The 23559-nt window shown below is 41.7% G+C and carries 22 protein-coding genes; 7 read left to right on the forward strand and 15 right to left on the reverse strand.

From position 1 onward, the window contains the following. Positions 1–2 precede the first annotated feature (2 nt). The 8 genes from B9Y81_RS02805 to B9Y81_RS02840 form a co-directional block, all read right to left on the reverse strand. Positions 3–2660, reverse strand: coding sequence for a TonB-dependent receptor (locus tag B9Y81_RS02805; protein ID WP_085535463.1), 2658 nt, complete (start codon positions 2658–2660; stop codon positions 3–5). A gap of 5 nt (positions 2661–2665) precedes the next feature. Then, on the reverse strand, positions 2666–3511 hold the full coding sequence (locus B9Y81_RS02810; RefSeq protein WP_085535464.1) for a FecR family protein: 846 nt from the start codon (positions 3509–3511) through the stop codon (positions 2666–2668). A gap of 3 nt (positions 3512–3514) precedes the next feature. Continuing rightward, a complete protein-coding gene (locus B9Y81_RS02815; protein ID WP_085535465.1) occupies positions 3515–4222 on the reverse strand; it encodes a porin family protein in 708 nt (235 codons plus the stop codon). Between the two features lie 81 nt (positions 4223–4303). Then, complete coding sequence (locus B9Y81_RS02820; protein WP_085535466.1) at positions 4304–4822, reverse strand: RNA polymerase sigma-70 factor; 519 nt, start codon at positions 4820–4822, stop codon at positions 4304–4306. Positions 4823–4984: 162 nt separating this feature from the next. Continuing rightward, positions 4985–5971: a tryptophan--tRNA ligase gene (gene trpS, locus B9Y81_RS02825; protein WP_085535467.1), complete on the reverse strand. Its 987-nt coding sequence runs from the start codon at positions 5969–5971 to the stop codon at positions 4985–4987. Positions 5972–6059: 88 nt separating this feature from the next. Next, positions 6060–6290, reverse strand: coding sequence for a metallophosphoesterase family protein (locus B9Y81_RS02830; RefSeq protein WP_139822880.1), 231 nt, complete (start codon positions 6288–6290; stop codon positions 6060–6062). Between the two features lie 244 nt (positions 6291–6534). Then, entirely contained in the window at positions 6535–6765 is a 231-nt protein-coding gene (locus B9Y81_RS02835) for a hypothetical protein (protein ID WP_085535469.1), read from the reverse strand. A 338-nt stretch (positions 6766–7103) separates the two neighbouring features. Continuing rightward, positions 7104–8369: an ATP-binding protein gene (locus B9Y81_RS02840; RefSeq protein WP_085535470.1), complete on the reverse strand. Its 1266-nt coding sequence runs from the start codon at positions 8367–8369 to the stop codon at positions 7104–7106. Between the two features lie 985 nt (positions 8370–9354). On the opposite strand from B9Y81_RS02840, the gene B9Y81_RS02845 reads away from it, so the two are divergent. After that, positions 9355–10155, forward strand: coding sequence for a tRNA threonylcarbamoyladenosine dehydratase (locus B9Y81_RS02845; RefSeq protein ID WP_085535517.1), 801 nt, complete (start codon positions 9355–9357; stop codon positions 10153–10155). Here the strand turns inward: B9Y81_RS02845 and B9Y81_RS02850 are convergent. After that, complete coding sequence (locus B9Y81_RS02850) at positions 10152–11090, reverse strand: FimB/Mfa2 family fimbrial subunit (RefSeq protein WP_085535471.1); 939 nt, start codon at positions 11088–11090, stop codon at positions 10152–10154. The two genes, B9Y81_RS02845 and B9Y81_RS02850, sit on opposite strands and share 4 nt — an antisense overlap. Before the next feature lie 164 nt (positions 11091–11254). On the opposite strand from B9Y81_RS02850, the gene B9Y81_RS02855 reads away from it, so the two are divergent. The 6 genes from B9Y81_RS02855 to nagB all read left to right on the forward strand — a co-directional run bounded on the left by B9Y81_RS02855 (position 11255) and on the right by nagB (position 17100). Further along, entirely contained in the window at positions 11255–12247 is a 993-nt protein-coding gene (locus B9Y81_RS02855; protein WP_085535472.1) for a sugar phosphate isomerase/epimerase family protein, read from the forward strand. A gap of 19 nt (positions 12248–12266) precedes the next feature. Next, positions 12267–13262 (forward strand): metallophosphoesterase family protein, encoded by a 996-nt coding sequence (locus B9Y81_RS02860; RefSeq protein WP_085535473.1) that lies wholly within the window; start codon positions 12267–12269, stop codon positions 13260–13262. A 77-nt stretch (positions 13263–13339) separates the two neighbouring features. Beyond that, entirely contained in the window at positions 13340–14236 is an 897-nt protein-coding gene (locus tag B9Y81_RS02865; protein ID WP_085535474.1) for a diaminopimelate dehydrogenase, read from the forward strand. Positions 14237–14238: 2 nt separating this feature from the next. Continuing rightward, the gene (gene lgt, locus B9Y81_RS02870; RefSeq protein ID WP_085535475.1) at positions 14239–15054 is read left to right on the forward strand and encodes a prolipoprotein diacylglyceryl transferase; all 816 of its coding nucleotides are present in this window, start codon (positions 14239–14241) and stop codon (positions 15052–15054) included. A gap of 16 nt (positions 15055–15070) precedes the next feature. Continuing rightward, positions 15071–16267 carry an FprA family A-type flavoprotein gene (locus tag B9Y81_RS02875; RefSeq protein ID WP_085535476.1) on the forward strand — a complete coding sequence of 399 codons (1197 nt, stop codon included), beginning with the start codon at positions 15071–15073 and terminating at the stop codon, positions 16265–16267. A 20-nt stretch (positions 16268–16287) separates the two neighbouring features. Continuing rightward, positions 16288–17100 carry a glucosamine-6-phosphate deaminase gene (gene nagB, locus B9Y81_RS02880; protein ID WP_085535477.1) on the forward strand — a complete coding sequence of 271 codons (813 nt, stop codon included), beginning with the start codon at positions 16288–16290 and terminating at the stop codon, positions 17098–17100. A 78-nt stretch (positions 17101–17178) separates the two neighbouring features. Here nagB and B9Y81_RS02885 read toward each other — a convergent pair whose 3' ends face one another. The 6 genes from B9Y81_RS02885 to B9Y81_RS15255 all read right to left on the reverse strand — a co-directional run bounded on the left by B9Y81_RS02885 (position 17179) and on the right by B9Y81_RS15255 (position 23520). Further along, a complete protein-coding gene (locus B9Y81_RS02885; RefSeq protein ID WP_085535478.1) occupies positions 17179–18522 on the reverse strand; it encodes a TolC family protein in 1344 nt (447 codons plus the stop codon). 23 nt (positions 18523–18545) lie between these two features. Continuing rightward, positions 18546–19667 (reverse strand): efflux RND transporter periplasmic adaptor subunit, encoded by a 1122-nt coding sequence (locus B9Y81_RS02890; RefSeq protein WP_085535479.1) that lies wholly within the window; start codon positions 19665–19667, stop codon positions 18546–18548. A gap of 34 nt (positions 19668–19701) precedes the next feature. Then, on the reverse strand, positions 19702–20961 hold the full coding sequence (locus tag B9Y81_RS02895; RefSeq protein ID WP_085535480.1) for an ABC transporter permease: 1260 nt from the start codon (positions 20959–20961) through the stop codon (positions 19702–19704). Between the two features lie 29 nt (positions 20962–20990). Next, a complete protein-coding gene (locus tag B9Y81_RS02900) occupies positions 20991–22268 on the reverse strand; it encodes an ABC transporter permease (RefSeq protein ID WP_085535481.1) in 1278 nt (425 codons plus the stop codon). Continuing rightward, positions 22261–22941, reverse strand: a complete 681-nt coding sequence (locus B9Y81_RS02905) for an ABC transporter ATP-binding protein (RefSeq protein ID WP_085535482.1) — start codon at positions 22939–22941, stop codon at positions 22261–22263. The genes B9Y81_RS02900 and B9Y81_RS02905 overlap by 8 nt, the downstream gene beginning before the upstream one ends. A gap of 432 nt (positions 22942–23373) precedes the next feature. Continuing rightward, entirely contained in the window at positions 23374–23520 is a 147-nt protein-coding gene (locus B9Y81_RS15255; protein ID WP_176221436.1) for a hypothetical protein, read from the reverse strand. Positions 23521–23559: the final 39 nt, after the last annotated feature.

Here is a 23559-nt window from a genome sequence, read left to right on the forward strand (position 1 = left end):
ATTCAGAATTTATAGGTATATGAAACAGAGGGAAGAATAGGGAATAAGGTGTTTTTCTCTATCCACATCTCATATACCGGTTCTCCATCCCGATAATTATGTCCGATATAAGTGGTAGCGTTAAACACATTCATCCGGTTGTATACATTGTATATTCCTACATTCCAGATACCCATTCGTCCGTTTTTCTTGTAGCGGTAAAAACTCACACCGATATCTAATTTATGGAACGCGGGCAAACGATAATTGTTTTTCTCATGCGCCACACCGACCGCTAATTTGCCATTATAATATGGGGAATTTGTTGGTTCGGGGAGATCAATCAGGTGAAACTCATCCGGGAGTGTTATGTTATTACCCCCTGCGTAGGTCCAGTTTGCCGTAAACTCGATCTTATCGGAAAACTTATGACTAAACATCAGATTAATCTTATGCCTGTTATCGAATTGCGATGGATAGCGCTTTCCTCTATTTACGGAACCATCCGGAAAAAGCCGGTCAGACCAGAATAATGTATAAGAAGCGCTTCCGGTTGTTCGTCCTGTTGTTTTTTCGGCAAACAGTTCTATTCCATAATCATATCCCTTCCCTAAAGCAACCCGGTCTTCCCATTCTGTAAAGGCTGGGAAAGCCAGACTATTCTCTTTGTATTCGATCAGGTTGCGCCGGTACTTATAATAAGCTTCCAGCGAAACCGTATAGCCTTTAGCCGGTTGATAATAAATTCCGGCATCAAACTGATGCGAGAACATCGGGCGTATACGTTTTGTTACGGGAACCCAGATATCCGTTGGCTGAGAAACATCTCCGTTTGATAGCAGATGGATATACTGATTCATTTTTGTATAGGCGGCTTTTACCGAGAGATTCTTGTTCAATAAATAGCGGGCCGAAAAGCGTGGCTGAAAAGAATGATACGTCTGTCCTTCTACATTAAACAACGTGTATCGCAAACCTCCAGTCATTTTCAGTCGATCGGTCAGTTCTAATTCATCTTCGCCAAACAAGGAAACTTCATGCCCCAACAGTTCCGAACGTGCGAAAACAGTATACGTATGCTGCATCACAAGCGAATCCATGTACAGGGTTTTCAATTTATTATTTTCCGGTTGAAACACATGTAAGCGATAATCCGAACCAAACTTAAAACTATGTTTTGATTCGGGGCGATAATCAAACGAAGTGCGAAAACTCACATCTTCCATTTGAGAACTATAATTGCCTTCTATACGCTGAATCTGCCTTAGTGCATTGGGTATAAACAAATTCACGTTTACATCTTCCGTTTGTATACGAGACCGGTATCTGGAATACCCCGCATTAAAATTGCCAAACAAACCATTAGAGAAAAGATATGTCCATCCGGCAGAACCAATCAGATTTCCCCATCTCCAGCGTAGATCCGTCAGGTCCTCTCGTGATCTGCTTTGTTCTCCTTCGTGATAGCTATCCTGTCCCATATAAAAACTAAGGTACATACGGCTACGATCTGAAAAGGAATGATTTACTTTTGTATTTACATCAAAAAAATGATACCCACCAACCAGCTTTTCATCGTTGTCTTTATTTTGTGTGGAAAGGATTCCCCACGTAATCAGGTCTAACCAGGTACGGCGCACGGATACATGAAAAGAGCTTCGACCCTTAACTATCGGGCCTTCCAGATTTGCCCGGGCAGACAACAACCCGACAGACAAATTTCCATGATATTCCTGTCTGTCTCCGTCGTTCATTCGTACATCTACAATAGAAGAAAGCCTCCCTCCATATTCCGAAGGGAAGCTTCCTTTATAAAAGGACACCTTCTTTATCGCGTCCGGATTAAAGGCTGAAAAAAAACCGAGCATGTGGTTCATGTGATAAACCGGATTACCATCCAGCAGAAACAGGTTTTCATCTACATTCCCACCCCGTACGTACAATCCACTCATACCCTCCATACCGGCTGAAACACCGGGCAATTGCTGAATGGTTTTTATCAGGTCGGCCTCTCCCAGTAGTGCCGGAGTTTGGCGGATTTGTTTAACGGTAACATCCGCACATCCTGTTCTGGAACTCAACACGGTTGATGCAGGATTAAAACTCGTTACCACCACCTCGTTCAACACACCCTGCCGGTCTAACGGCAGATCAACCAATGTATCTCGCTCCAACTTAAACCTGAACTCTTTAACCTCATAACCTACATAGGAAACCCGGAGTGTAACTTCTCCCGGAGGTAGACTAAAACTATAAAATCCATAACTATTTGTAATCGCCCCTGTACCCGAATTCTTTTCAAGGATTGTAGCGCTGATCAGATTTTCATAAGAAGCCGAATCACGCACAAACCCACTAATCGTATACACTCTCGGTTTGTGTTTCAGTATAATATATTGCCCTGTAGCACGAAAAGTGATCGGAAGGTTTATAAATAGTTTTTTCAGGCAAAAGCTAAACGATTCGTTTTGCGCGCTGAACGAAACAAGAGGCAGATCATCCAACAGATTTGTTTCGTAAGAGAAAAAGAAGCCACTCTGCTTTTCCAGTTCCGTTAGGATATACCTCAAAGGCTTTTCCTTCACATCGAGCGTAATCGAAGGAACAGCACCTCTGGTTTGCGAAAAAACAGGAGTAATAAACCAGCAGTAAAGAAGGAATAAAAAAGCAAGAGTTCGCATAAAAATTAATCAGCCGGTTGAACAACCAAATGCACATCCAATGTCTGGTTTATAATTAACAGCGTTTCATCAAGTGACAGATCATTAAATGAAGCTGTCAGATGCTTATTGCCATTATCCAGACGGTTAACAATCTCAACCCCATAATATTCCGACAGATCACGAACGATTTGTTCCAATGATGCATTATTGAAATGCAACTCTTTCGTCTGCCAGGCAAGAACATTCGACTTATCAGTAGCATCTTCCATCACCACACCGTCACGGTCCGTGTAAATAGCAGACATCCCTTCAGTCAAAATCATTTCCTCATCCCCTTCTATCGATGCAAATGCCACTTTTCCGGTGCTTACATACAACGCTGTGCGGTCAGTCTTTTCGTTCAACTGAAAACTGGTTCCTAAAACTTTAACTACCGTCTTTGCCGTAGAAACGGAAAAAGGGGAATCTTCATCTCTCTTCACCTGAAAGAAAGCCTTTCCTTTCAATTCAACATCCCGATTCCCCTTCTTAAAACCAATCAGATTATATTTTATACTGGAATTTTCAGCCATCACAATCATAGAACTGTCGGGAAGAAACACCTTTTTTATTTGTCCCGAATCCGAAACAACAATTAACCATTCTTCTTTCACGTTCTCTAAATAATACCAGGTACTTAATGCAAAACAAACAAGGATAGCAGCGGCAATAGCCTGCCAATAGTGGGAAAGCGTAAATCGGCGTTGTTTAATTCCTTTCTTTTCAGAAAAAACCTGCCATGCTTTGTTCTCGTCTATTGCATCTTCACGATAATGTTTCGCTACAAAGCGAATTCGTTTTTCCGTTTTATCCTCTTGTTCGTTTTTCATTTTTTATAATTTGAACTTATACCCCAAGGTCATACTGATGGTATGAAATTTCGCACCTACAGAATCAAATTGAGATTCCTTCCCTAATGCCAGATCATACCCTACACTCATCACCCATTTTTTCGCTTCTATACCAGCAGAAAAAGTAGTACCCCAATCCCATTTGTACCCCTTATTCTGATTGCCCGACACAGAATAGCCGGTAATGTCGCCATAACCGTATCCGCCATAACCGTATTCACCGTATCCGCTATAACCATAGCCGTATCCATAAGACAAATAGTATCCCATCGAATTATACGAAGCTCCAACCCGGTAACCAACGTATGCCCCTGCACCGATAAACAATCGAACATCGTCCGAAATATCCCAACCTATTTTAAGTTTCACCGGCAATTGCAGATAACCGTGATTACTATAAAGAGAATACGTCCATTGTTCGCCGCTTCCGTCAATCTTTTGAACTGTGATCTGTGAATTGTAAGAATTATCTCTTTTCGTGTAATGCAAACCGGATTGCAAAGAAAAGAAATCATTAAAAGTGTACTCTACAGAAGCTCCAACTTTAAAACTCGGCGTCCAGTTGCTCATATCTACTCTGTTTACGGCAGTAATCCCGGCTTCCGGAGTAACTGACAATTGAGCATGTGTAGCTTCGTGCATACCTAAAAAAGCGATCAAAGCGATCAAAGTGACCTTAATACGTTTCATATCTGTTTCTTATTTTTAAATAAATACTTTCTTTTACTCCTATGACAGAATAAAAAGAAAAACCCCTACTCTATTAATATTTTATGCAGGGCAAAATAAGAATGTATAAATGCGAACAGCTGTTTCCCGCAGAGCCTTAAGCGCTTTGCCCATCTGATTCTCAACAGTCTTAACCGACAATTCAAGCTTTTCCGCTATTTCCCGGTATTTCATCCCGTCGCGTTTCGACATCAAAAAAATAGTTTTTCTTGCCGGAGGCAGGTTATCAATCGCACGCCATAAACGTGCGTTCCGTTCCGCTTCATAGATTTGTTCATCCTCAGACGTATCTTCCATATCAGGCAATTCTTCTGTAGTTTGATGCGAAGGAGACTGTGATACGAAAGAAAGCGAACGATTATAAACAGCCCTATACAAATACGCCTTTAAATTATCGATCACAACCCCACCCCGGCTTTTATCCCACGCGTCGGAAAAAGCCTGTTGCACAATATCTTCCGTATCATCCAATGATTCGGTAATACGCAATGAATAAAGACACAATGGTTTGTATAAGGATTTAAAGCTCCGTTCAAACTCCTGAAGAGATATACCTGTCATTAAAGTTTGTTGCTATATAATTTTCCTTCAAAGAAACACGTTTATTTTATATAAGAATTGAATTTCAGATTCTTTATTATCTCTTTGCATACCCTTAACAAAAAATCAGCGTAAGCTGAGGGCTTCGCTGATTTAAAACAAAACAATATCCTATGTGCTTAATCACCCCCTGAATCCGATGATCTCACGCACTTCCTTTAGTGTTTTCGACGCGTTTGCAGCCGCTTTTTCCGCTCCCTCACGGGCAATACGATCCAGATAAGCATCGTCTGTCAGCATATCGTTGATACGTTCGCGGATAGGTTTGCAAAACAGGTTGATATCTTCAGCAAGCTGCTTTTTCATATCGCCATAGCGAATCTCGCACGCATTGTATTTTTCATTGAAGAACTGGTAGGTATCCGGTGTGGAAACAATGTCCATCATCATAAAAAGATTGGCGATTGGTTCAGGCTTCTCGCTGTTCGGCACTGTTGGTCCCGAATCTGTTACGGCTTTCATCACCTTACTTTTGATTGTTTTTTCGTCGTCAATCAGATAGATCGCGTTACCTTCGCTTTTCCCCATTTTCCCGGATCCATCAAGTCCCGGCACTTTTACAGCCTTTTCGCTCAAGTGGAAAGAAGCCGGTTCCGGAAAATAGTCCACACCATATATATTATTGAAACGACGGGCAAACTTACGCGCCATTTCCATATTTTGTTCCTGGTCTTTACCTACGGGCACTTTCACAGCCTTGTGAATAATAATATCGGCAGCCATCAATGAAGGATAGGTAAGTAACCCCGCGTTTACATTGTTTGGTTGCGAACGAACCTTATCCTTAAAGGAAGTTACACGTTCCAACTCGCCCAGATAAGCGTTCATATTCAGGTAAAGGTAAAGTTCGGCCACTTCACGAACGTCGCTTTGAATATAAATCGTCGCCTTTTCCGGATCGATGCCGCAAGCTAAATATTCCGCAAGTATTGTTTTAACGCTTTTACGGATATTATCAGGATGGGGATGTGTAGTCAGGGAATGCCAATCGGCGATAAAGAAATAACAATTATATTCATGCTGCATTTGCAAAAAACTCTTTACCGCACCGAAGTAATTTCCCAGATGCAGATTGCCCGTTGGGCGAATACCACTAACTACTGTTTCCATAATTTTAACTACTTATTTTTATTTCGACGGGTGCAAAGATAGTAATACAGATTAGTAACACCCAATTATATAAGTAAGATATGTCGTCCTATTTGCGTATTTCTAACGTATAAGACTTTGTTCGTCCCTTTCCTGTAAGTTTAATTTGTTTTTTAGTAAGCTCCAGCACACCAAAGGCATTACTGCTTTCGGTTTCAATCATACCCTCGGTCGTTATAAACGGAATACCGTTGTATGTCCCGAAATCACCCGGATGATGGTGTCCGCTAATTCCGGCTTTCACACATGAAAATGCCGAAAGCACGTCCAATATTTCCATATCATTTAACGCGGTCAAACCGGGAGAAGCATAAAGGGGATGATGAGAGAACACAATTACAATATTGAATATCGGCAATAACCCCTAAGCGAATAGTTTGCGCTGTTTTAGAAGAACAGGCAAATAATAGCAAACAAAACAGCAAGACTGTAAATAAGGATACAAATTTCAGTTTTTTCATAAGGCGCTTAATATTAAACAATTCCAATAGATAAAAACGAAAGCACATCTTTTTTCTGTTCCATCACCCGATAAAATGCTTTTTTCGCTGTAACGAATGATACTCCTCCCCTTTCTTTGTCATTCCAACACCCTCTTCTTTGTCAACACAACCGCCCTCTTTGTCAACCAGACTACCCTCTTTGTCAACACGACCGCCCTCCCTGTCAACCAGACCACCCTCTTTGTCAACCAGACTACCCTCCCTGCAAACCAGACTACCCTCCCTGTCATCTCGACCACCTTCCCCTGTCATCTCGACCGAAGTGGAGAGATCTCAGCATAAAGCTTCGTTAAAGAATAGTCAGACAGTATGAGATGTTTCGACAAGCTCAACATGACATGATGAGGAGTAAGATAATTATTAGATAGTTTTGTTGGTAAACTTCTTTGTCATTCCGACCGAAGTGGAGGAATCTCTGCATATAGCTTCGTTATATAATAGTCAGACGGGATGAGATGTTTCGACAAGCTCAACATGACAAGGGGGGCGGGATGAGATGTTTCGACAAGCTCAACATGACAATGGGGTTGGGATGAGATGTTTCGACAGGCTCAGGATGACATGGGGATCAAATGATTATCAGATGGATACTATATATTCAGAAGCCATTTCCATATAGGGATTACTTCAATTGTTTTATTATCAAGCACTAACGTCTGTTCGTTATCTCTTGTAAGAATCATCAACCTTTTGCATTCTAACACACTCTGCAGCTTCAATAAAGCACCAACTTCCCGGTCAATTGTACCATCGCTGTTGTCAAGATTATAACAGACCTGAATTGCAATTGCTTCATCCGGAATATAGAAATCGACTTCAATGCTTTTGTTGTAGAAGAAAACCGCATCACTACGACCGTATTTACGCAATAGATTAATTGCCACTAAATTTTCTAATAAGGAAGTGTTACCATCAAGTAAGAAAAGATTTAGAATCCCGTTATCAGTAAAGTAATACTTTGGATTCAGTTCCTTATCAACCAGTTTTCCGGCTATGTTCTGCAACGAAGAGATTAGCCAAGCATCTTTTGCATATTCTATGTAGTTAATAACCGTCTGTGTTCCTACTTTTGCCCCTGTAGACGATACAATATTTGCTATTCTGGTAAACGATAAAGGCTGCTTTACGCTTTCAGCTATTTTTTTGAACATAATACGTAGCGCAAATGTGTTATCTACCGAATGTCGCATAGCAATATCTCCCAAATAGATCTTTTGATAAACGCTTGTCAAGTAATCTCGTTTGCCTGCAAACTCTGCGCTTTCGGGGAATCCTCCGAAATAGAAGTAATCATTGAACTTTCTAAGGACTTCTGCCTTTCCTTCCGTTGAGAGTAATGATGTTTCATCGAAATTGATCTCATTTGCGGTCAAAAACTCCTTGAAATTATAGGGATAAACATCAACAGGAATATACCGTCCGCCAAGAGTGGTTTGGATATCCTGACTTAACATCTTGGCATTGCTTCCCGTAATATAAACCCGGTGTTTGGTATCAGCCATTCGGCGAGCAAACTTCTCCCAGCCCACAATGTTTTGTATTTCATCAAGAAAGAGTATCGGTTTTTTTCCGTACATCTCTAAGTGGACTTCCAGTAACAGATTCAAATCGTCCAAAGACATACCAACCAGACGTTCATCCTCAAAGTTGATGTACAGCATTTCATCCCACTGCACTCCTTGCACAAGTAATTGCTGCATCCGTTGATAGAGTAAGAATGATTTTCCCGCTCTTCGAATACCGACAAAAACATAGTTGCCAAACTCCTCAAAAGTGAAATTTCTTGGAATTACCTTGTATTTAGGAACTTCTATTTGATTGTCGGCAATAACCGCTTTTAGCATATTTTTGTCCATAGCCCTTTACTTTTGTTTTGCGCACAGCATAAAGATAGTGTATTTTTGTTTTACGAACAAAACAATAATGAGTCTGTTGGTAAACCTCCCTGTCATTCCGATCATCCTCTCCCCGTCATTCCGACCATCCCCTCCCTGTCATCTCGACCGAAGTGGAGAGATCTCTGCATGGGGCTTCGTTATATAATAGTCAGACGGTATGAGATGTTTCGACAAGCTCAACATGACAAGGGGTTGGGATGAGATCCTTCGACAGGCTCAGGATGACAATGGGAATCAAATGATTATTAGATAGTTTTGTTGGTAAACCTCTTTGTCATTCCGACCGAAGTGGAGGAATCTCTGCATGGGGCTTCGTTATATAATAGTCAGACGGTATGAGATGTTTCGACAGGCTCAACATGACAAGGGGTTGGGATGAGATCCTTCGACAGGCTCAGGATGACAATGGGAATCAAATGATTATTAGATAGTTTTGTTGGTAAACCTCTTTGTCATTCCGACCGAAGTGGAGGAATCTCTGCATGGGGCTTCGTTATATAATAGTCAGACGGTATGAGATGTTTCGACAAGCTCAACATGACAATGGGGTTGGTATGAGATGTTTCGACAGGCTCAGGATGACATGGGGAATAAATTGTGTTTTTGATGGTTTCGGGGATAAGGGCGAATGTTTTTCGCCCCTACGAATTCATGTTGTTTTTACTGGAATTTATGAGGCAAAATGAGTGCGAAAATAGCTATTGATTTTCAATGGATAAAAACATAAAGGTTATTTTTGGAAACATAAAGGTTATTTTTTAATTTATAAAGGATATGTTTTTTTTCATATAGTATTATAAAAAAATTGTATACAAATCAGCGGAGTTTGATGTAGGCGCTTATAAAAACAAGCCTTTGTAGGGCTTTGGTGATTATGACTTATTGCTATTTTGCCTCTCTGAGAAATATTGTATTTTTGCACTCCGAATTCAGACATAGCAAAATGGGTATAGAACGTGCTTTATTTAACCGTACCGAGTTACTGGTGGGTCATGATATAATGGATAGGATAGGTAACCTGCGGGTTATTATATTCGGAGTGGGCGGCGTAGGTAGTTGGTGCGCGGAAAGCCTCATCCGGTCCGGTATTAAACTGCTGACAATAGTTGACTCCGACCGCGTTTGTGTAACGAACATCAATCGCCAGCTTATGGCTACCACCAAAACAGTGGGACAAGTGAAAGTGGATGTACTGAAAAGTCGTCTGCTCGAAATTAATCCTACTGCTGAAATAACGGCATTGCAACAGATTTATGAGGCCGGAACGGCAGATTCGTTCAACTTGGATTCATACGATTATATTATCGACGCGATAGACAGTCTGGAGAACAAGGCCGATTTGATTCGCAGGGCAACACGCACACAGGCCACCTTCTTTTCTTCTATGGGAGCCGCGTTAAAATTAGACCCGTTAAAGATCCAGGTAGCCGAATTCTGGAAAGTTAAGGGTTGTCCGCTGGCGGCAGCGTTGAGACGAAAAATGAAAAAAGGAGAAAAACCGGCGAAGAAATTCAAGTGTGTCTTCAGCGAAGAACTGCTGGAGAATAAAGGAGCCAATATGTCTTGCGGCACAGAGAAATGTTTATGTCCGAAAACAACTAACGGCCCCGGAGATCCGGATCTTGTGAATCATGAATGGTGCAGCCTGAAGGCTAAAATAAATGGCACAATGGCTCACACAACAGCTATGTTCGGCTTTACACTGGCCGGATTGATCATGCAAGATATATATAAGAAAGATTAAATCGGCACATTAATTGTATCTCGCCAATGTCCGTAATCTTCCACATCAAGAGCTAATGTTCCGGTGTACGTATTCGGTGTATATAGGCTACCGGAATAACGTGTCACGCGGTTCTTTACCACCGGTACAGCGCGCAGTTTTATTGTATGGAGGGTGTCTTCATTTATATCCAGCGTTGTCAACTTAATTCCGCTCAGATAGGCAGTATCTCCCGATATTGGTTCGGGCACAAATGTATAAAAGGAATAAGCAGGAGCGTCTGCCGGATTGATTCCTCCGGCAAGGGGATATTCCTTTTTCAAAGTTCCGGAAGTGGTTGTTTCGGCATTTCTCAACAGGATTGAGCGGTAGTGTTCTTCTACTTCCACGATAAATTTAGCTGCATTGGCCGGAACTGATTTTGTTCCTACAAGCTCCACTTTTGCAACTAAGCGTTTTAGGGTAATTTCTATCGGATCTCCTTCGTCTTCCGCCCCTACGACTACATCTTTTGTTGCACAAAACGCATCCGTCATTTCCTGAAACTGCGCCTCATTGCCCAACAAAGACAGGTTGGACGCTGAGTGTGCAAACAGAACGATCGTGTAAGTTCCCGCTTCTAATTGGTCGTATATATACATACCAAAATCATCGGAATTATTCTCCGTTAAGGACTGAGATTTAACAACCGAACCGCTCTCTTTATGATACACAAGGTATTCTATTTGCGAAAACAGCGAAGCATTTTCTTGCTCTTCTTTCGCATGAGGCTCTGCGGGTTTGTTAGTCGGGATACTCTTTGTTCGGGAGAAAGGGAGTACTTCAAAATCCTTTATTAATTGAAAACTTATGGAGTACAATCGTTGTTCGGTGGTTTTTTCTTCAGTTTGCGTACAGGAAAAAAATAAAAATAACACAAAAATACAGACTGGGAAAGTAAGGTTAACTTTGCTCATTTTTCGTTATAAGGTTTGATTATTATAGCTTTTCACGGATGCAAAGGAACTATTTATTTTTTGTATTTTAAAATATAAAGCGTGTAATTCTACCCCTACAAAGCATTAATTTAGTAGATTTGTAAAAATCTAATTTTATTAACTTGCTAAAACACAACAACAAAATGGCACGTCCTGTAACTTTGTATTCCCTTCAATGGGGTGACCTGGATTTAAACACGGTTTGCGAAAAGGCAAAAAGTTTTGGATATGACGGACTTGAGCTCGGTCTTCCTGATCATCTGGATATCCACAGTAAAGACCCGGCTTATCTTAGTAAGATTAAGGCTTTGCTGGAAAAACATGGCTTACAGCTTCATACGATCTCAACTCACCTGATTGGACAGGCTGTTTGCGATAATATTGACGAACGCCACAAAGCCATACTTCCTGATTACATTTATGGAGACGGTGATCCTGAAGGAGTGCGTGAGCGCGCGGCTGCCGAGTTAATCCGCACAGGAGAAGTAGCTGCCGAATTAGGCTTGAAAACGGTTGTGGGTTTTACCGGAAGTTCCATCTGGCAATATTTATATTCTTTCCCTCCCGTAACGGAGGAAATGGTTAATAAAGGTTACGAAGATTTTGCCAAACGATTTACTCCAATCTTAGATGCTTATCAGAAATTAGGCGTTCGGTTTGCGCTGGAAGTACACCCCACAGAGATCGCGTTTGACATAGTTACGGCTGAAAGAGCATTGCAGGCAGTAAATTATCACCCGGCATTCGGGTTCAATTACGACCCAAGTCACTTAGGTTATCAGGGCGTGGATTATGTTGATTTTATCTATCGTTTCGCCGAACGGATATTCCATGTACACATGAAGGATGTTTACTGGAGCGACGAACTTAAACAAGCGGGCGTTTTCGGTGGCTATGTAACGTTTGGAGACCCGCGGCGTTTCTGGAATTTCAGAAGTATGGGACGAGGTAAAATCAACTTTGAGGAAATTATCCGGGCATTAAACTCGATCAATTATACCGGTCCGTTATCCGTAGAATGGGAAGATAGCGCGATGGACCGTGAACATGGAGCAAAGGAATCATGCGAATTTGTAAAACGCTTAGATTTCCAACCTTCGGCACATGCGTTCGACGCATTTTTCGAGAAAAAATAAAAACTTAAACAAACACATAATGAGATTTACAAACAACTTCATTCTATCTTTTATTCTATTATTTAGTATGAGTTTTTTGACGGCAGCTCAGAAGCCGGAACTAAAATTCAACGCGAACAAGAAGTTTAAGGTAGTTCAATTTACGGACCTGCACGTTCAGCATCAGGAACCGAAATCAGCTATTGTATTTGAGCGTATCAACCAGGTGATCAGCGATGAAAAACCGGATATGATCATCCTGACCGGAGATATAATTTTTGGGAAACCTGCTAAAGACAACCTGAGAAAGGTGCTTCAGACTGTGGCAAGTCATAACATTCCTTTTTCTATTCTTTTCGGAAACCACGACGATGAGTTTGGCGTGACCAGGGAAGAGCTGATCAAGGTGTCTGAAGAGTTTCCGAACAGCCTAACTGCTGACGAACCGAATCTTTCGGGTGTAGGTAATTATATCCTTCAGGTAAAAGGCGCTACGGGAAAGGATACCGAGGCTTTATTGTATTGTTTCGACTCTAACGCTTATTCCACAATTCCGGATGTAAAGGGATATGGTTTTATCAATTTTGATCAGATCAACTGGTATTTGAATAAGAGCGCGGAGTTTACGAAAGGGAATAACGGAAAACCGTTGCCTGCGTTAGCTTATTTTCACATCGCTTTGCCCGAATACGCACAGGCAGCCGCTTCTGAAGATGCGCAATTGTACGGCATTCGTCGGGAAAAATCATGCCCTCCGGCTTTAAACACCGGTATGTTTACAGCCATGAAACAGGCAGGAGACGTGATGGGTGTATTCGTAGGACATGATCATAATAACGATTATGCGGTGAGCTGGCATAACATACTTTTAGCTTTCGGGCGTTACACCGGTGGAGACACGGTTTACAACGACCTGCCCAATGGTGCTCGTGTAGTTGAACTGACTGAAGGAGAAAGAAGTTTTCGCACCTGGATACGCACGGCTACAGGCATAAATCAGGAAACTGTATTCCCATTGGATTATATAAAAAAATGAAACAGATTTTTCAACCGTTGGGCTGACTTTAATTTATCATTAACTTTGTATTCTAATAATTATACGTTTAGCATTGTATGAAAAAAATAAAAGCAGCCATCGTTGGTTATGGCAATATTGGCCGATATGTACTTGAAGCTTTAGAGGCAAGTTGTGATTTTGAAGTGGCAGGCGTTGTAAGACGCAACCCGGATGACGTTCCTGCGGAACTAAAACCGTATAAGGTAACCGACAATATCACGAAACTCGAGAAAGTAGATGTCGCTATTCTGGCAACTCCGACAAGACAAGTAGAGGCCTTTGCCAAAGAAATGCTTGCCTTAGGAATTAACACGGTTGATAGTTTTGATATTCACGGCGGTATCGTTGATTTACGCGGTTCGTTAGATAAAGTAGCGAAAGCGCATAATTCGGTGTCGATCATCTCCGCCGGATGGGATCCCGGAAGCGACTCTGTTGTACGGGCTTTATTGGAAGCCATGGTTCCCAAAGGAATTACATACACCAATTTCGGTCCGGGTATGAGTATGGGACACACGGTAGCAGTGAAAGCTATCGACGGAGTTAAAGCCGCGCTAAGCATGACAATCCCTGTAGGTACGGGTATTCATCGCCGCATGGTTTACATTGAAGTGAAAGACGGTTATGATTTCAAACAAGTAGCAGCGGCAATCAAAGCAGATGATTACTTTGCGCACGACGAAACACACGTTATGCAGGTAGAGTCTGTTGAAAACCTGCTCGATATGGGACATGGCGTACAACTTACCCGTAAAGGAGTTTCCGGAAAAACGCAGAATCAATTGATCGACTTTAATATGAAGATCAACAATCCGGCGTTGACAGCACAGATATTGGTAGCTGTTGCTCGCGCAAGTATGAAACAAGCTCCCGGAGCTTATACTATGATAGAAATCCCCGTAATAGATATGCTTGCCGGAGATAAAGAAGATTTAATAAGAAGATTAGTTTAATTATGTTATCATTCATCACATGGACTGTTGACCCAGCCATTTTCTCTTTTGGTTCCCGTGAGATCCGTTGGTACGGACTTGCATTTGCTGTTGGTTTTGCCATCGGGTATTGGATTGTTGCTAAGATGTGGAAGAAAGAACAGCTGCCTGAAAAATGGTTGGACTCACTTTTTATCTATACCATATTGGGAACGGTTATCGGAGCTCGTTTGGGGCATTGCCTTTTTTATGCACCGGAGTACTACCTCGCGAATCCGCTTGAGATAATCAAAATATGGGAAGGAGGCTTGGCCAGCCATGGCGGAACACTGGGTATTATTATCGGTACGTATTTCTATTCGAAACGGGTGACGCACAAAAGTATGATGTGGACTTTCGACAAGTTAGTTGTACCAACCGGACTTGTTGCGGCAATGATACGTCTTGGTAATCTGATGAATCACGAAGTATATGGACACCCTACGGATCAGTCGTGGGGTTTCCGCTTTATAGAGAATTTACACGCCTGGAGGCAAGGAGCCGAACCTATATTCTCAGCTCCCAGTCATCCTACCCAATTATACGAAGCAGGTTGTTATTTGATAACATTTGTGATCTGTCTTTGGTTATATTTTATAAAGGATGCTTATAAAAAAGAAGGTTTGATCTTCGGTATTTTCATGATCGGAATATTCACAAGCCGTTTCTTTATCGAATTTCTTAAAAACGATCAGGAAACCTTCGAAGCCGATATGATGCTGAACATGGGACAACTCCTTAGCATACCATTTGTAATATTGGGCTGTTGGAGTATTTGGCGTGCACTTAAGACAAAATAATAATTAGTATAGTTTTATGTATAAATTAAAAGAGATAGCAGACAATATCTACTATGTTGGAGTTAACGACCGTCAGAAATCATTTTTCGAGAACTTATGGCCACTACCCTATGGAGTGGCTTATAATTCTTATCTGATCGTTGACGAAAAAAGCGTATTAGTAGATACTGTTGATGTATGCTATTCTGATGTTTTCTTAAAGAAAATCGCAGACGCGCTGAACGGGCGTCCATTGGATTATTTAATTATAAATCACATGGAGCCTGATCATGCAGGTAGTATCCGCTTATTACGTCAACAATATCCGGACGTACAGATTGTTGGAAATAAAACAACATTCAGTATGCTGGAAGGATATCACGGAATAAACACAGGACTCTATGAAGTGAAAGAAGGAACAACACTTAACATAGGAAAGCATGAGTTTTCATTCATTATGGCTCCGATGGTACACTGGCCGGAGGTAATGTTCGCTTACGAATCGACCGAGAAGATACTTTTCTCTGCTGATGCGTTCGGTACTTTTGGCACATTAGATGGAGGGGTTATTGACTCTGAAATCAATCTCACATACGAATGGAATGAAATGTATCGCTATTATGCCTGTATCGTAGGGAAATATGGTAATCCGGTACAACGCGCGTTGCAAAAGCTGAAGAGTATTGAAGTAAAAACGATCTGCTCCACACACGGCCCGATATGGCGTGAACATATTAATGAAGCTATCGGTATTTATGATCGGTTAAGTCGTTACGAAGGTGAACAGGGTGTTACGATTATCTACGGTAGTATGTATGGTAACACGGAGCAGATGGCTGAAGCAATTGCCTTTTCTTTATCCGAAAACGGGATAAAGAATATTGTTTTACATAACGTAAGTAAAAGTCATGCATCGGATATATTACGTGATGTATTCAAATACAAAGGGCTGATCATCGGTTCTCCTACGTATTCAAATCAGGTTTTTCCTGAGATTGAATCTGTTATGAGCAAATTAGAGCTTCGCGAAATTAAAAATAAAATCTATAGCTATTTCGGTTCATTTACCTGGGCAGGAGCAGCGGTTAAAAAACTCGCGGCTTTTGGTGAAAAAATGAACTGGGAAACAACCGGAGTACCTGTGGAACAAAAACACGCGCTTGCCGAAACAAATTATGAGGCTTGTCTCGCATTAGGAAAGGCTGTTGCCGAAAAAGTAAAAGAAATTAATTAAATCAATAAAATACACAAACCATGAGACTTATCATTGAACCAGACTATGCGCAAATATCTGCCTGGGCAGGAAATTATGTTGCTTCGAAAATCAATAGTGCGAACCCAACCGCAGAAAAACCGTTTGTTCTTGGATTACCTACAGGTTCTTCTCCATTGGGCATGTACAAACGATTGATCGAACTGCACAAGCAGGGAAAGGTATCTTTCAAGCATGTTGTTACATTCAATATGGATGAGTATGTAGGATTACCGAAAGATCACCCACAAAGTTATCACACGTTTATGTGGACGAACTTCTTCAATCAGGTAGATATTAATCCGGAGAATGTAAACATACTGAATGGAAATGCACCTGACCTTTCAGCTGAATGCGCGGCTTACGAAGCCAAAATGAAAGCTGTCGGAGGTGTTGATTTGTTCCTTGGAGGAATCGGTCCGGATGGTCACATAGCGTTTAATGAGCCAGGCTCATCTTTATCATCGCGAACAAGAGTAAAGACGCTGACCGCCGATACGATTATCGCAAACTCACGCTTCTTTGACAACGACGTAAACAAAGTGCCGAAGACTTCCGTAACCGTAGGTGTAGGAACAATCCTTGACGCTAAAGAAGTGCTGATCATGGTAAACGGTCACGGAAAAGCCCGCGCGCTACAGCAAGCAGTAGAAGGATCCATAAATCAAATGTGGACCATCACTGCCCTTCAACTACATGAGAAAGGCATTATTGTTTGCGACGAAGCAGCTTGCTCAGAATTAAAAGTCGGAACTTACAACTACTTCAAAGACATTGAAGGAGCAAATCTCTGTCCGGATACGTTACTAAAGTAAGTCCCTCCCACAACATAAAAAGCAAAAAAGGCAGCCTTCACAGGTTGCCTTTTTTTAATGTGTATTTATCAACAAATCTTAAAGTGTAATCGGGTTTCCGTTATAAAAGTCTAGGATTTTTGCCCGGAATATAAAGTTGTATTTTGCTTGTGCTTGTTCGGCAAGGCTTTGCGCATATTTGGTTTTTGCTTCGTTAAATTCGTAAACGGAGCTTTTGCCTGTTTTGTATTTTTCTTCCGCATAGGCGAAAGCTTCCTTACCGGCATCTACTGCTTTAGCAGATGCTATGTATTTTTCCTGCGAAGCTGTGGCATTATAGTATGCCTGCTGAATTTCTTTGTAAAGCACTTTCTTGCTGTTCTCCAGTGCCAACTCCCGATTCAGGATATTGATACGCGCGGAACGAACTCCATTGCGCACCTGAAAACGATTGAAGATAGGAATAGAAAGGCTGAAACCAATCGTCTTACGTTCGTTTTGCTTTAGCTGATCACTGAAACCAACATTGGTTGCTCCTTCACCGCTGTAGTGATAATATCCATTGCTGTAGCTGGCATTCAGGTTGAGTTTGGGTATATATCCTGCTTGAGCTATCCGGAGTGTTTTTTTACTACTCTCCAACTGGTACTCCTGTGCTTTGATCTGTGGTTTTACAGCAACAGCGTTTTCATATACGTTTGTTGGTGGTACGATGCTGCTGATGTATTTATCAATCGCATCTTCAATAGTTGGTGCTTCGATCTCAAACTGAGCCGACTGTCTTTCTAATTCCAAAGACTGAGCAAGATCAAGCAGCGCAAGGTCTACATTATTACTTGCTTCTACCAGGGATGATTCATCTTTGGCAAGTTGTGCCTTAATATCATACAAGTTAGATAATGGAACACGTCCGGCATTGACCAACTCTTCCGTTCGTGCTACCTGACGAGTTGTTAAGTCGAGCTGAAGTTCGGCAACGTTTTTTATTTCTTTGGTATAAAGCACCTGTAAAAAGTAAGACGCAACACCTATTGATAGATCTTCTTTCGCCTTGTTCAGCGTTTCAGTAGCAGCTTGAAGATCAAGTTTCTTAGCTGCAATATCATTTTTGATCTTAAAACCATCGAAGATCGGCATACTCAGACTCAAGTAAGCAGAGGAGTTTGACGAGTTACGGTCCACTATTGTTCCGTCTTTTGATGGCGAGCGTCCAAAGTCGAAGTTCTGTCCAACCGATGCGTTAAGATCAGGCAACCAACTGTTACGGCTTGTATTCAGATCTACCTCGGAAATGGCCCGTTGTTGATCTTGTTGCTTCAGATCAATATTATTGGTGATCGCATAATTGATACATTCCTCCAGCGTCCACTTCTTTGTCGTTTCCTGCGCACTCGTACTCCAGGAAATGAGAAGGGCAGGTAGGATATATAAGATTCTTTTCATGTTCGTGCGTTTAGAATGGTTTATTATTTTTTATTCGGATCGATTGCAGAGCCACGAATCTTGTCGGCTACTGTCAAACCTTCCGTAATCTCGATCTTAATTCCGTCAGACAATCCGGTCTTAACGTGTTTTTTCTCAAATTTTTGTTCCGGAATTTCCTGTTTCACAATCTGCACAAAGGCAGAATCTCCGGAGAATTCAACACAGCTTTCAGGAATAGCCAATACATTTTCCGCGCGTTTCAGCACAATTTCAGCATTCGCACTGTAACCGGCACGAATAAATGTCTGATCCGGAATCGTAACAGCAGCTTTAATTTCGAATTGGATAGCACCGTTTTTCTCTACTCCCTTTGGTGAAACATATTCAAGCATAGCTTCAAACGTTGCACTTTCCATCGCACCAACAGTCAGTTTGATCGGCATACCTTCATGGATACGTCCGATTTCAGTTTCATCCACATTACCACGGAAGATCATATCGTTCATATTCGCTACAGTAGCGATAGTCGTTCCATCGTTGAAGTTATTCGACTGGATCACCGAGTTACCTACTTTTACCGGAACATCAAGAATCATACCCGTAATCGTGCTTCGTATCTGTGTTGTACTGGCAACTTTAGAGTTTTTTGCTATACCATCGCGAATAATCTCCAATGCACTCTGCGCGTTGTCGCGTTCTTCCTTCGCTTTCAGGTAGTTTGACTTTGACGCCTCGAAATCTTCCTTAGCAATCACGCCACTTTGAAACAATTGTTCATCGCGTTGATATACTTCTTCCACCTGTTTTAGCGAGATATTTGCCACATTCACACGTGATTCGGCACTATTCAGCTGAACCATTTCAGGGATAACTTTAATTTTGGCAATGATTTCACCTTCTTTGATCATTTGTCCGGCTTCTTTCGTCAGCTCAGAGATAATTCCGGAGATTTGCGGCTTAATCAATACTTCATAACGTGGCTCCACATTACCGGTAGCTACGGTCTTGGTTTGTATTGTATCATTTGCAGGAGTCACAATTTCATATACGGTTATCACCGGTTGTGCCTTTTTCCACAAAAAGTAGAATGTTCCAATTACCGCTGCCCCAACCAAAGTAAGCAACACGATACGCAAGATTTTCTTTACAATGCGATTCTTCATGATGATGTATCTGTTTATTTATTGTTTCTTATATTTATTCTTCTCTGATTGCGTCGATGGCTTTAATCTGCATCGCTCTCCATGCCGGAATAAGACCTGCAAGTAATCCGCTGATTAATAACACTACAGTAGCAGCAATGGCTGTATCAATGCTTACTTCCGGATGAAGGAAGAAAGTGCCTCGTGAAGGTGGCTGCGCGGAGATGACCTTATCAACCAGATCAAGGATAAACACCCCAAGACTAAGCCCCAAAAGTCCGGCCATAGAGGTAAGCAATAAACTTTCACTCATTACCTGCGAAATTATATTGAACGGCTTAGCACCCAACGCGCGGCGAACACCGATTTCTTTTGTACGTTCCTTTACAGTTACCATCATAATATTACTTACTCCGATGATTCCGGCCAATAAAGTACCCATACCCACAAGCCATACCAGGATGTCTATCCCTGTAAAAAGGTTGTTAAATGTGGCGAACTCAGCTGCCAGGTTAACAAGACCAACAGCTTGAGGATCAGTAGGAGAAATTTCATTTTGCGCCTTGATCAGCCCGGTACATTCGTCAATCACCTGCTTCACATTATAGTCTCTTTTAATACTCAAGGTGAGGAAATGTAGAATATCTCCCTGATTCAGGGTTTGCTGCATAGTTGAGAAGGGAATGAAAACACATTGGGTTGAACGCCCTCCGATACTAATGTTCTGAGCTTTCGCTTCAACAACACCGATCACCTGATAATAAAGTCCGTTTGCGCGTATATATTTACCGCAGGGATCAGCACCGTTAAACAAAACCTCATTAACTTCCGATCCGATCACACAAACTTTCCTCTTCTCCAATTGGTCTATCTCGTTAAAAACACGACCATAATGCATTTTTTGACTTTCAATATTGAAATATTCAGGGAATAAACCCTTCACAGTATAAGTTCCGGCCAACTGACCATAAACCACGTTCTTGTCCGAACGGTCTCCCCAGATAATGGGTGAAATGTATTCTACGCCGGGAACATTCTTTTTTATGGCATCAACATCTCTGTTTCGTAGATTCCAAAGACGACCTTTGTTAAATCCTTTAAAAGGTTCACTGGTACGATCAGTCCACATAAACACCGAATTAGTGGCAAATCCATCTAAGCCGGCAAACATGCCGTTTTTCATTCCGTTTCCTGAACCCAATAGGATAACAAGCATCAGAATTCCCCAAAATACCCCGAAGCAGGTCAACACACTACGTGTTTTATTACGGGTAATCGTTACCCATATCTCTACCCATCTGTCTGCGTCAAACATGTATATTGTTCTTTAGTGTATTATAATAGTTACTCATGCCTCATGGCTTCTACCGCGGAGACTTTGACCGCTTTCCTTGCCGGAAAATACCCGGCCAACACCCCTGCAATGACAATTAATAGTGTAGCGGACAAGGAGATACCAAGACTAACTGTCGGATTACGAAATACACTCGTATTCTCTCCCGGGTTTACACCAGCTGCCGGAGCCGCGGCCTGTGCCATCTCCATCCCATAATTGATTGCTTCTGTCAGGGTAATGCCCCCAAGCATGCCTATATATCCAAACACGGCTGTTACCATAATTGATTCGAAAATGATCAGGCTCAGGATAGATGATGGTTTAGCGCCAATCGCTTTACGAATACCAAATTCACGTGTACGCTCTCTCACGGTGATCAGCATGATGTTACTAACCCCCACGATACCTGCCATCAGCGTACCGATTCCGACAATCCAGATAAAGAACGAAATTCCGTTCATCATCCCGTTCATCATTCGGAACTGATTAGCCGTATTCCACATACCAATCGCATTTCGGTCTGCCGCATCGAATTGATGCCTGCGTCCCATCGATGCCCTGAAGCGTTCTTCAAAAGCTTTATTCTCTTCCTCGGTCACCACCCCTTTTAAGGTAAAGGTCAAATTATTGATGCCATATCCTTTATTGTAAAGTAATTGTCCGGTAGAAAATGGAATGTATGCGGGCGCGTTGTTACTTTTATCCTCATCGTTATAGACTCCAACCACCTGATACATTGTTTGCCCAGCTTTCACATATTGCCCCAGCGGACTCACATCACGAAACAAGACCTCACTCATACGCGGACTGATAACAATTACCTTGCGTCGCCCTTTAATATCCAGATCATTTATAAAACGTCCGTTTCCGGCATTTACATTTACGTAATTTATCTTCGCATGATCCGGGAAAATAGCATCAAGATTTCCATTCACATATTCTTCACCAAACGAAATCGTATCAGATCTGGATACCGTTGCCGAGCGAAGTTCAATTTCCGGATGTTCACGCCCGATGGCATGATAGTCTTTCTCTGTAAACTGAATACGTCTGTTTGTCGGTAAGCCCTTATACGGCATGGTCGTATAGCGCGTCCAAACCTCCACTTTATTCATCGACATATTACGGAAATTATGCATAATCCCGTTGCGAAGGCCATTACTTGCTCCAAGCAACACGATAAGCATAAAAATACCCCATGCCACAGAGAAGCCTGTCAGGAAAGTACGGAGCTTATTCTTTTTAATTGTGCTCCATATCTCACGGGTATTTTCAAAATCAAACATAGTGCGCTCCTTCTTCGTTTTCGATCAATCCGTCTTTCACCCGGATTATCCGGTTTGTCGCGTCGGCCACCGATTGCTCATGCGTAACAATGATCATTGTCATGCCTTCAGCATTCACATTACGGAGCAGCTCCATTACCTCAACAGTAGTAACACTATCTAATGCTCCTGTAGGCTCATCAGCCAAAATGATACGCGGTTTAGCAATTAGTGCACGGGCAATAGCCACACGCTGTTTTTGTCCGCCGGACATTTCACTTGGCATGTGATGCGCCCATTCTTTCAAACCTACCATATCTAAGTATTCAAGAGCCATTTCATTTCTTTTCTTGCGTTTAATCCCTTGATAATATAAAGGCAACGCAACATTTTCCATCGCATTCTTAAATGAAATCAGATTAAAAGATTGGAATATAAAACCAATCATGGTATTCCTTAATTCGGCCGCGCGGCTTTCACTCAGATCCATTATCAACTGACCATCCAGTTTATAGATACCGGTATCATACGTATCAAGAATACCGAGGATATTCAAAAGGGTGGATTTCCCTGAACCGGAAGCACCCATTATCGAAACCATCTCTCCCGCTTCAATATCAAGATCGATACCTTTAAGTACATGTAAAGGTGCTCCATTGAAATACGTTTTGTTAACCCCTCTTAATTCAATCATTCTTCTATTTTATTTAAGCTTTTACATAATAAGACGCAAATGAAATACAAAATGTTACATCAAATCGTTATTATTTTATTAGAATACAGCAAAAATATGGCATAATAGAATACCTTGTATCACAAGGTAGTATATTTAATGTATTTTAACATGAAAATAGTGAAAACATTTCGAGAAAACCCTGTCCAATCCCCTGTCATGCTGAGCCTGTCGAAGCATCTCATACCGTCTGACTATTATTGAACGAAGCTTTATGCAGAGATCTCTCCACTTCGGTCGGAATGACAGGGAGTGTTACCAACGTAACCATCTGATAATCGCCTGACTCACATTGTCATGCTGAGCCTGTCGAAGCATCTCATACCGTCTGACTATTATTGAACGAAGCTTTATGCAGAGATTCCTCCACTTCGGTCGGAATGGCAAAGAGTTTTACCAACGAAACCATCCGATAAACGCTTGATTCCCATTGTCATGCTGAGCTTGTCGATGCATCTCATCCCATCCCCTGTCATGCTGAGCTTGTCGAAGCATCTCATACCAACCCATTTTCATGCTGAGCCTGTCGAAGCATCTCATACCATCAGACTATTATTTAACGAAGCTATATGCAGAGAT

Origin of the sequence: Massilibacteroides vaginae (assembly GCF_900178525.1) — a bacterium.
Lineage (GTDB): Bacteria > Bacteroidota > Bacteroidia > Bacteroidales > Tannerellaceae > Massilibacteroides > Massilibacteroides vaginae.

Excerpts from the sequence above, each read along its gene's own strand:
- B9Y81_RS02805 (WP_085535463.1), bottom strand. The coding sequence starts at position 2,660 with ATGCGAACTCTTGCTTTTTTATTCCTTCTTTACTGCTGGTTTATTACT.
- B9Y81_RS02810 (WP_085535464.1), bottom strand. The coding sequence starts at position 3,511 with ATGAAAAACGAACAAGAGGATAAAACGGAAAAACGAATTCGCTTTGTA.
- B9Y81_RS02815 (WP_085535465.1), bottom strand. The coding sequence starts at position 4,222 with ATGAAACGTATTAAGGTCACTTTGATCGCTTTGATCGCTTTTTTAGGT.
- B9Y81_RS02820 (WP_085535466.1), bottom strand. The coding sequence starts at position 4,822 with ATGACAGGTATATCTCTTCAGGAGTTTGAACGGAGCTTTAAATCCTTA.
- trpS (WP_085535467.1), bottom strand. The coding sequence starts at position 5,971 with ATGGAAACAGTAGTTAGTGGTATTCGCCCAACGGGCAATCTGCATCTG.
- B9Y81_RS02830 (WP_139822880.1), bottom strand. The coding sequence starts at position 6,290 with ATGGAAATATTGGACGTGCTTTCGGCATTTTCATGTGTGAAAGCCGGA.
- B9Y81_RS02835 (WP_085535469.1), bottom strand. The coding sequence starts at position 6,765 with ATGACAGGGGAAGGTGGTCGAGATGACAGGGAGGGTAGTCTGGTTTGC.
- B9Y81_RS02840 (WP_085535470.1), bottom strand. The coding sequence starts at position 8,369 with ATGGACAAAAATATGCTAAAAGCGGTTATTGCCGACAATCAAATAGAA.
- B9Y81_RS02845 (WP_085535517.1), top strand. The coding sequence starts at position 9,355 with ATGGGTATAGAACGTGCTTTATTTAACCGTACCGAGTTACTGGTGGGT.
- B9Y81_RS02850 (WP_085535471.1), bottom strand. The coding sequence starts at position 11,090 with ATGAGCAAAGTTAACCTTACTTTCCCAGTCTGTATTTTTGTGTTATTT.
- B9Y81_RS02855 (WP_085535472.1), top strand. The coding sequence starts at position 11,255 with ATGGCACGTCCTGTAACTTTGTATTCCCTTCAATGGGGTGACCTGGAT.
- B9Y81_RS02860 (WP_085535473.1), top strand. The coding sequence starts at position 12,267 with ATGAGATTTACAAACAACTTCATTCTATCTTTTATTCTATTATTTAGT.
- B9Y81_RS02865 (WP_085535474.1), top strand. The coding sequence starts at position 13,340 with ATGAAAAAAATAAAAGCAGCCATCGTTGGTTATGGCAATATTGGCCGA.
- lgt (WP_085535475.1), top strand. The coding sequence starts at position 14,239 with ATGTTATCATTCATCACATGGACTGTTGACCCAGCCATTTTCTCTTTT.
- B9Y81_RS02875 (WP_085535476.1), top strand. The coding sequence starts at position 15,071 with ATGTATAAATTAAAAGAGATAGCAGACAATATCTACTATGTTGGAGTT.
- nagB (WP_085535477.1), top strand. The coding sequence starts at position 16,288 with ATGAGACTTATCATTGAACCAGACTATGCGCAAATATCTGCCTGGGCA.
- B9Y81_RS02885 (WP_085535478.1), bottom strand. The coding sequence starts at position 18,522 with ATGAAAAGAATCTTATATATCCTACCTGCCCTTCTCATTTCCTGGAGT.
- B9Y81_RS02890 (WP_085535479.1), bottom strand. The coding sequence starts at position 19,667 with ATGAAGAATCGCATTGTAAAGAAAATCTTGCGTATCGTGTTGCTTACT.
- B9Y81_RS02895 (WP_085535480.1), bottom strand. The coding sequence starts at position 20,961 with ATGTTTGACGCAGACAGATGGGTAGAGATATGGGTAACGATTACCCGT.
- B9Y81_RS02900 (WP_085535481.1), bottom strand. The coding sequence starts at position 22,268 with ATGTTTGATTTTGAAAATACCCGTGAGATATGGAGCACAATTAAAAAG.
- B9Y81_RS02905 (WP_085535482.1), bottom strand. The coding sequence starts at position 22,941 with ATGATTGAATTAAGAGGGGTTAACAAAACGTATTTCAATGGAGCACCT.
- B9Y81_RS15255 (WP_176221436.1), bottom strand. The coding sequence starts at position 23,520 with ATGAGATGCTTCGACAGGCTCAGCATGAAAATGGGTTGGTATGAGATG.